General features: G+C 64.6%; 4 protein-coding genes. All 4 read right to left on the bottom strand.

Annotated features, from left to right (window positions below):
- Positions 1–2,003: hypothetical protein (locus J2X37_RS07470; RefSeq protein WP_310019478.1), on the bottom strand; the 2,003-nt coding region annotated here is incomplete at its 3' end.
- 242 nt (positions 2,004–2,245) lie between these two features.
- A complete protein-coding gene (locus J2X37_RS07465) occupies positions 2,246–2,407 on the bottom strand; it encodes a hypothetical protein (RefSeq protein ID WP_310019476.1) in 162 nt (53 codons plus the stop codon).
- 90 nt (positions 2,408–2,497) lie between these two features.
- On the bottom strand, positions 2,498–4,882 hold the full coding sequence (locus J2X37_RS07460) for an EAL domain-containing protein (protein WP_310019474.1): 2,385 nt from the start codon (positions 4,880–4,882) through the stop codon (positions 2,498–2,500).
- Positions 4,883–5,076: 194 nt separating this feature from the next.
- Positions 5,077–9,399 (bottom strand): DNA-directed RNA polymerase subunit beta', encoded by a 4,323-nt coding sequence (gene rpoC / locus J2X37_RS07455; RefSeq protein ID WP_310019472.1) that lies wholly within the window; start codon positions 9,397–9,399, stop codon positions 5,077–5,079.
- Positions 9,400–9,473: the final 74 nt, after the last annotated feature.

Here is a 9,473-nt window from a genome sequence, read left to right as displayed (position 1 = left end):
CCGGCATCGGTCACGACGATGCCGTAGGCCGACGATTCACCCATGTCGGTCGTGGCCGAAACCTCGATCGAGCCGGTGTTGGTCAGCGTGACGTCGGCCACCGCCGCTTCGATCAGGATGCCGGTAGCCGTTGCGGCGTTGTTGGCGGTCGTCGAAACAACCGTTTCAGCCGTGCCCGTGCCGGTCGTGTAGACCGTCAGGTCGCCGCCGAGCGCGGTCGCCGAAACCGTCAGCGAGCCGTCGTTGACGATCTCGCCCGACAGCACGCCGGCGGTCTGGAAGCCTTCGACCGTCGAGCCGAAGCCGCCGTCAATCTCCATGCCCAACGCATAGGCATCGCCATTCCCGTCGACATCGGCCGTGACGGTGAAGTCACCCGTGTTCGATACGTCGATCATGCCGTTGTTGCCGCCTGCGTCGAGCGAGTAGCCCAGCGCTTCGGCGTTAGCATAACCCGGCGCAGTGCCGGTGGTGGTCACGACCGAAGTGCCGCCGCTCGTCGTGGTAGTAACGACCGCCGTCTCCGAGGTCATGAAGCTCGCCGCCGCAGACGCACTTACCGTGAACGAACCATCGTTGGCAAAGGTGAACGAAGGATCAATGCCGTCTGCTTCCTGGTCCACGCCAGTCGCGTAGGCGTAGGCACCGACTTCGCTGTTGTCCAAACCGCCCATGGCAGTCGCCACCGCGTCAGCCGAGAAGTCGCCGCCATTGTAGAACGAAACGCTGGCCGCACCTTCACCGGCTTCCGCATACTGACCCACGCCGATTACGCCAGCGCTTGCACCAGCCGCATCGCCTTCGGCCATAGCGTCGGCCGCGAAGGCCATCGTGCCGCTGTTCGAAAGCGAAACCAAAGCCGACGAGCCTGAAGCGCTCTGCTCGACACCGAAGACAGAAGCGTTGGCCGACGCGTAGCTGTCGGCAAGAGCCGAAGCGCTCGCGGTCATGTCGACGGAACCATTGTTCACGAGGGACACGCTCGCAATGTCCGCAAAGTCGCCCTCTGCAAACTGGGCGATGCCCGCGCCACCTTCGATGCCAATGTAGGCACCGGCAGAAGCCGACCCGGCATCACCAGCTTCGTTTGTCGCGGTTGCAGTCGCGGTCGATGAGATCGCAATCGAACCATCGTTGGTGATCGTCGCGCTGGCTTCGCCGTCTTCGCTGCCGACGGCCTGAACGACACCGTAGTAGGTGTAATTCAACGCGCTCGCGCCACCAGCGGCGGCCGTGGCTGTTGCCGTGGCCATACCGTCGATCGAGATCGTCGCATCTTCGGCATTGGTCAGGTCGACCGAAGCATTCCCGCTCAGGGCGTCGAGCACCTCAGTCGACGATTCGGCAAGCTGAACGACACCAGCAAAAACGCCAGACATTGCGTAGCCGGTCGAACCGGTCGCCGTCGCCGAAGTGCTGAGCGCGATATCACCCGCGTTGGAGAGAGTGCCCGTCGCGTCGCCATCGGCGTTGGTTTCCTGATAGACGCCGAAGTAGATACCGGCACTACCATTGGCCGCTTCACCTACCGTGCCTACCGCATCGATGCTGGCGGTAACCGCCATCGATCCAGTATTCTCGATGCTCTGCGTCGCATCACCGGTGGCGCTGCCAAACTGGGCGAAACCGTTCTGGATTTGCGCGACGTTGCTGCCCGGCGCGTCTGCGGTCGCGATCGCGTAAACCTCGTAGTCGCCTTCGTTGACGAGGCTGAGATCGAGGTCGCCAGCCGTGGCGTTAGCCGACTGCTGCACCCAGCCAGTGGCTTGGCTGCTCACTACCGCGCTGGCATTGCCGCCATCGGTGTCCTCGACACCGGACGAACCGGCATCCAGAATGGTCTCGGTCGTGTCGTCGAGATCGGTCAGGACGAGAGTGTCGTCGATGGTGACTGCATCAACCAGGATGCCGTCGAGCGGTCCGGGGACAACCTGGGCAAGGCCAGGTGCCGCGATACCGATGGCGAGAGTCGATGCACCAAGCACCAACATGCGCTTATTCATTGCCATTTGTTCCCCCAAATTGGCGTTATGCTCGACCTAAATGATCCACAGGGGCCATTCGGTCAAACAAAATTCCAAGATATGCACACGGGATTGCCTCCCGAAGAGCATGTCTGTGGCGATTGATGGACAGATCAGGATGCTGCCCGACTGGATTGTGGCCACCGCCCCACGGCGTGGAGCAGGAGGCCGTACGCTGCAAATTCGTCTGTGCCTGCCTTGTCTTCCCTAAGTTTGAACCGTCATGAAACCGCGAGGACGATGCCGAGCACCGCCAGTATCAAACCGCTTGCAATCAACGTCTTGTGCCGACCGCCCTCGGCGCGACGCAGGCCATCCACGCCCATGAGGATCACGTAGAGGCCGATGGTGGCGAACACGATCCCGAGCAGGAGGAACGTCAAGTGCATCGGCCAAGGCTATCGGCAGCCTTGCCGGCAAGCAAGCAAGGGGAAACCCTTTCGCAACCGTTACGGACATTGTCATAAATGCGTTCACGCCGCGTCCGACAGCGAACCGGTCGAACGGCGCCTGGCTGCCGCTTCCGCCGCCGGTGGCCAGCCTGTCAGCCGGTCGCTCGCGGAGCGGTCCTCGGGCGGCCTGAACCACTTGTGGCGATCTTCGTTGAACGGGCGCCCGTCGCTCAATTCCTCGGCATTGACGGGGTAGGAGATCAGGTAGCCCTGGATCTGGGTGATTCCTTCGCTACGCAGCCAGTCGAGCTGGCTTTCGCGTTCCACCCCTTCGGCCACGGTCGACATGCCGAGCGCGCCGGCCAGCTGGGTGACGGCGCGCACGATCGCCTGGCAGTCTTCCCGCTCCTCGATATCTTCGACGAAGCACTTGTCGATCTTGATCTTGTCGAAGGGAAAGCTGCGCAGGTAGTTGAGCGAGGAATAGCCCGTGCCGAAATCGTCGAGCGCGATGCGGATGCCCATGCTGCGCAGTTCGTGCAGCATGGCGACGTTGCGCGCGCTGTCGTGCATCAGCATGTTCTCGGTGATCTCGAGTTCGATCCGGTCCGGAGCGATCCCGGTGCTGCGGATCGCTTCCGTGATCGTGGGCAGCAGGCGGGGCGAACGCATCTGCAGCGGCGAGAGGTTGATCGCCACCCGCTCTCCCTCCGGCCAGCCGGCCGCTTCGTGGATCGCGTTGCGGATGATCCATTCGCCGAGCGCGACGATGAGCCCGCTGTCTTCGGCAAGGGGGATGAATTCGCCGGGCATGACCACGCCCCAGATCGGGCTCTGCCAGCGGACCAGCGTCTCGAAGCCCACTGTCTTCCTTTGTGCCAGATCGTAAAGCGGCTGGTAGTGCAGCGTGAACTCGTCGTTCTGGATCGCGGTCTTGAGGTCCGCTTCGAGCTGGGCGCGCTCGCGGTCGCGCTCCTCGAGCCAGGGTTCGAACTCGGCATGGGTGCCGCGGCCCAGCGCCTTGGCGGCGTAGAGCGCGAGATCGGCCTGGCGCAGCAGGTCGTCGGGCCCGATCTTCTGCCCGTCGCGCGGCGGCTGGACATGGGCGATGCCGATGCTGGTTCCGGTCTGCAGCTTCTGGTCATCGATCATGAACGGCTTTTCCATCGCATCGATGATGCGCTGGGCGATGGCCACCGCATCGGACGGGTCGCCAAGCCGGGTCAGCAGGATCGCGAACTCGTCACCCCCCAGGCGCGCGACGAGATCGTGCGCCTTGACCGAGGACGACAGGCGCATCGCCGTTTCGGTGAGCAGCCGATCGCCGGTGGAATGGCCCCAAGTGTCGTTGATCTGCTTGAAGTGGTCGAGATCGAGGTAGAGCAGGGCGAGGCGACCCTTCGCCTGCTTGCGTTCCAGCACCTCGCGCAGGGTCTCGCCGAACAGGAAGCGGTTGGCGATGCCGGTCAGCATGTCGTGGTGCGCCATGAAGTTCATGCGCTCGACCGCCTGGCGCGTGTCAGTGGTGTCGCGGGCCACGCCGTGCATGGTGCCGTCGTCCCAGCAATTGGCCGACAGCGACCACCAGCGCGTCTCGCCGTTGGCGACGAGGCTGATCGACAGGTCGCGGAACGGCTGGCGCACCAGCAGCCGGTGAGCCAGCAGCTCGCGCGCCGGGCCGGGTTCGAAGAGGGTGACGAACTCGCGGCCCTCCAGCTCGCGCGGGTCGACGCCCGCCGCCTCGCCGAAGCGGTCGCAGACCTCGACGAGGCAGGCGCCCCGGTCGACCTGCCACAGCCAGTCGGCGCTCTGCGCTTCGTAGTCGTGAAGCAGGAGCTGGATCGTTTCCGCGCTCTCGGCCAGTTCGGCCTCGCCCTCGAACTTGCGGCGATAGAGGCGCGCATCGTCGGCGATGCCGCGGAACAGGACCAGCGACAACGCGCCGATCAGACTGAACGAGACGATCTCGACATGGCCGAGGATCGCGAAGCTGATGGCGGCGCCGGTCAGCGCCATCGTCGCGACGAAGACCGCGCAGAGCTGCGGGAGCGCGCGGTAGTAGATCAGCGACGCGGTGATGACGCCTGCGGCCATCACGCTGAGGAGGTAGAGTTCGGTGCCTTGCGCGAACATCGCGAACATGAACAGGCCGACGCCCCAGCCGAGGCTGTCGGCCACGCCGAGCGCGACCATGCGGAAACGCTGGCGGCGGAAATAGTCGAGGTCGATGGTGTCGGGCGTGAAGCGGCGCACCACTTCGACCCGCAGCAGGCTGACCAACAGCATGTAGCCCAGCCAGGCGAACTGCAGCAGCACGCCCGCCCCGCCCAACCGGATGACGCAGGTCACGAACGCGCCGAACGCAGAGGTCGCCGCCGCGAGCTGGCCGCGCTCCGCATAGTCCTGCAAGCGCCGCATCAACAGATAGTCGCTGCGTGCGAAAAGGGCGGCCTGCCTACCTCCCATGCGCTTATGCCACCCCTTTCACCATAACCATGGGGCCAGACGCTACCGGGCAGTCGTAAATCTAAGGTGAATCATCGCCCCACGAGTGCCAGTTTGGGACAGCGGCCTTTCTGCGCGGCCTGGCGAGCAACGAAAAACCCCGCCGGAAGCGATCCGGCGGGGTCTCTCGTCGTCGGATGGATCGAGCTTGCGGCTCAGTCCTCGTCGGTTTCCTCGAGGCTGCCGTCATGGTCGGCGGCTTCGGGGTTCAGGTAGTCGCCGGCATCGGCATCAAGGCCGTGGGTCTCACCCTCGACCGCGGCCAGCGGATCGTCGCCGATCGCCGCTTCCGGGCCCTGGGCCAGTTCGGCGGCATGCTCTTCCTCGGCACTGTCCGCTGCGATCAGCGCTTCCTGCATCTTGCGATACTGGGCGCGCAGCGCGGCATCGCGGCTGGAGGCGGCGACGCGGACGCGGTTCATGCCCGCGCCGGTGCCGGCGGGGATGAGACGACCGACGATCACGTTTTCCTTCAGGCCGATCAGCGAATCGCGCTTGCCCTCGACCGCGGCCTGCGTGAGCACGCGCGTGGTTTCCTGGAACGAGGCGGCCGAGATGAACGAGCGGGTCTGGAGCGACGCCTTGGTGATGCCGAGCAGCACCGGCTTGCCTTCGGCCGGGGTCTGGTTCGGCTTCAGCTTGGCGTTGTACTCCATCATCTCTTCGTAATCGACCTGCTCACCGGGCAGCAGCGTGGTGTCGCCGCCGTTGGTGATCTCGACCTTCTGCAGCATCTGGCGAACGATCACCTCGATGTGCTTGTCGTTGATCTTCACGCCCTGCAAGCGATAAACTTCCTGGATCTCGTTGACGAGATATTCGGCCAGCGCCTCGACGCCGAGCACCTCGAGGATGTCGTGCGGATCGGGGCTACCCGAGATCAGGTTGTCGCCCTTCTTGACGAAGTCGCCTTCCTGGACGTCGATCACCTTCGACTTGGGGATCAGGTATTCCACCGGATCGCCCTCTTCCGGGATGATCGCGATCTTGCGCTTGGCCTTGTAGTCGCGAACGAACTCGACCCGGCCCGAGACCTTGGCGATGACCGCGTTGTCCTTCGGCTTGCGGGCCTCGAACAGCTCGGCGACACGCGGCAGACCGCCGGTGATGTCGCGGGTCTTGGCCGCTTCGCGCGAGGCACGGGCAAGGATGTCGCCCGCCTGCACTTCCTGACCGTCGTCGACCGACAGGGTCGTGCCCGGCGCCAGCATGTAGCGCGCAGCCTCGGTCTCATCGCCGGCCTGGCCGAGAAGGGTGATGCGCGGACGCAGGTCCTCCTTCTTCGAACGGCCCGCCGAGCGATACTCGATGACGACGCGCTGGGCGATGCCGGTGGCCTCGTCGACGCGCTCTTCCAGGGTCTTGTTCTCGGCAAGGTCCTGGTACTTCACGACGCCCGACTGCTCGGTGATGATCGGCAGGGTGAACGGATCCCATTCGGCCATGCGGTCGCCCTGCTTCACCTGAGCGCCATCCTCGAACATGATGACGGTGCCGTAGGGGACGCGGTGCATCTCGCGCTCGCGCCCTTCGGCGTCGATGACGAGGATCTCGCCGCTGCGGGCCATCGACAGGCGACGACCGCGCTTGTCGACGATGGTCGGCATGTCGCGATAGACGATCTTGCCGTCCGAAACCGCCTCGAGGTGCGAGGTTTCGTTGAGCTGCGCCGCGCCGCCGATGTGGAAGGTCCGCATCGTCAGCTGGGTGCCGGGCTCGCCGATCGACTGCGCCGCGATGACACCGACGGCTTCGCCGATGTTCACCGGCGTACCGCGGGCAAGGTCACGCCCGTAGCACTTGCCGCAGACGCCCTGCTGCGCTTCGCAGACCAGCGGCGAACGGATCTTCGCCACCTGCGATTCGGCTTCCTCGATCACCTTGATCGCCGCTTCGTCGAGCAGGTCGCCGGCCTTGGCCAGCACTTCGCCCGTCTTGGCGTGGACCAGGTCCTCAGCCAGGGTGCGGCCCAGGATGCGCTCGCCCAGCGACGCGATGGTCGAGCCGCCCTGCACGATCGCGCGCATTTCGAGCGCGTTCTGCGTGCCGCAGTCCTCCTCGACGATGACGCAGTCCTGTGACACGTCGACCAGGCGGCGGGTCAGGTAGCCCGAGTTCGCGGTCTTCAGCGCGGTGTCCGCGAGACCCTTGCGGGCACCGTGGGTCGAGTTGAAGTATTCGAGGACGGTCAGGCCTTCCTTGAAATTCGAGATGATCGGCGTCTCGATGATCTCGCCCGAAGGCTTGGCCATCAAGCCGCGCATGCCGGCGAGCTGCTTCATCTGCGCCGGCGAACCACGCGCGCCCGAATGGCTCATCATGTAGATCGAGTTGATCGGCTTCATCCGGCCGGTCTCCTCGTCCACCGGCTGCGCCTTGATCTCGTCCATCATGGCGGCCGCGACCTGGTCGCCGCAACGGCTCCAGGCGTCGATCGCCTTGTTGTACTTCTCCTGCCAGGTGATCAGGCCTTCCTGGTACTGCTGTTCGTACTCGGCGACCTGGGCCTTGGTCTCGGCGATCATCCCTTCCTTGCTGTCGGGGATGATCATGTCGTCCTTGCCGAACGAGATGCCGGCGCGGCAGGCGTGGCGGAAGCCGAGCACCATGATCGCGTCGGCGAACAGGACCGTGTCCTTCTGGCCGGTGTGGCGATAGACTTCGTCGATGACGTCGCCGATGTCCTTCTTGGTGAGAAGGCGGTTGACCACCGCGAAGGGCACCTTGTGGCTCTTGGGCAGGCATTCAGCGATCAGCATCCGGCCCGGCGTCGTTTCGACGCGGGCGGTGTACTCGTTGCCGTTCTCGTCGGTCTGCGGCACGCGGGCCGTGATCTTCGAGTGCAGCGTGACCGCGCCGATCTGCAGCGCCTGGTGCACTTCGGCCATGTCGGCAAACGCCATGCCCTGGCCCGGCTCGTTCTCCAGCTCCATCGACAGGTAGTAGAGGCCCAGCACCATGTCCTGCGAAGGCACGATGATCGGCTTGCCGTTGGCGGGCGACAGGATGTTGTTGGTGCTCATCATCAGCACGCGCGCTTCGAGCTGGGCTTCCAGCGAGAGCGGCACGTGGACGGCCATCTGGTCACCGTCGAAGTCGGCGTTGAAGGCCGAGCAGACGAGCGGGTGCAGCTGGATCGCCTTGCCCTCGATCAGCACCGGCTCGAACGCCTGGATGCCGAGGCGGTGCAGCGTGGGCGCGCGGTTGAGCAGCACGGGGTGTTCGCGGATCACCTCATCGAGGATGTCCCAGACTTCCTTGCGCTCCTTCTCGACCCACTTCTTGGCCTGCTTCAGGGTCATCGACAGACCCTTGGCGTCCAGACGCGCGTAGATGAACGGCTTGAACAGTTCGAGCGCCATCTTCTTGGGCAGGCCGCACTGGTGCAGCTTCAATTCCGGGCCGGTCACGATGACCGAACGGCCCGAATAGTCGACGCGCTTGCCGAGCAGGTTCTGGCGGAACCGGCCCTGCTTGCCCTTCAGCATGTCAGACAGCGACTTCAGCGGACGCTTGTTGGCGCCGGTGATGACGCGGCCGCGGCGGCCGTTGTCGAACAGGGCGTCGACCGCTTCTTGCAGCATGCGCTTTTCGTTGCGGACGATGATGTCCGGCGCGCGCAGTTCCATCAGCCGCTTCAGGCGGTTGTTGCGGTTGATGACGCGGCGGTAGAGATCATTGAGGTCCGACGTCGCGAAGCGGCCGCCATCGAGCGGCACCAGCGGGCGCAGTTCGGGCGGGATGACCGGCACGACGTCGAGGATCATCCATTCCGGGCGGTTGCCGGAATCGATGAAGCTTTCCACGACCTTGAGGCGCTTGATGATCTTCTTGGGCTTCAGCTCGGACTTGGTCGTCGCCAGTTCCTCGAGCAGGGCGTCACGCTCTGCCTCGAGGTCGAGTTCCATGAGCATGGTCTTCACCGCCTCGGCGCCGATGCCGGCGCTGAACGCGTCCTCGCCGTACTCGTCCTGCGCGTCGAGCAGCTCGTCCTCGGTCAGGAGCTGGTACTTTTCCATCGCGGTGAGGCCCGGCTCGATCACGACGTAGCTCTCGAAATAGAGCACGCGCTCGAGCTGCTTGAGCTGCATGTCGAGCAGCAGGCCGATGCGCGAAGGCAGCGACTTCAGGAACCAGATGTGCGCGACCGGCGCGGCCAGCTCGATGTGGCCCATGCGCTCGCGGCGCACCTTGGTGACGGTGACTTCCACACCGCACTTCTCGCACACGACGCCCTTGTACTTCATGCGCTTGTACTTGCCGCACAGGCACTCGTAGTCCTTCACGGGGCCGAAGATGCGCGCGCAGAACAGGCCGTCACGTTCGGGCTTGAACGTGCGGTAGTTGATCGTCTCGGGCTTCTTGATCTCGCCGAACGACCACGAACGGATGCGCTCGGGCGAGGCAAGGCCGATCTGGATCTGGTCGAACGTCTCGGCCTTGGCGACCGGGTTGGCGAATTTGGTCAGTTCGTTCATTTCTCGTTCCTCACCAGGAGGGAAAATTCATGCTCTGGGGCAGGCGGGAGGCCGGTCGGCGGGGCGGCACGCAA

Origin of the sequence: Croceicoccus sp. BE223, assembly GCF_031457155.1 — a bacterium.
Taxonomy (GTDB): Bacteria; Pseudomonadota; Alphaproteobacteria; order Sphingomonadales; family Sphingomonadaceae; genus Croceicoccus.
The sequence above is the reverse complement of the archived record's forward strand: the minus strand, read 5'-3'. Positions and strand labels throughout refer to the sequence as shown.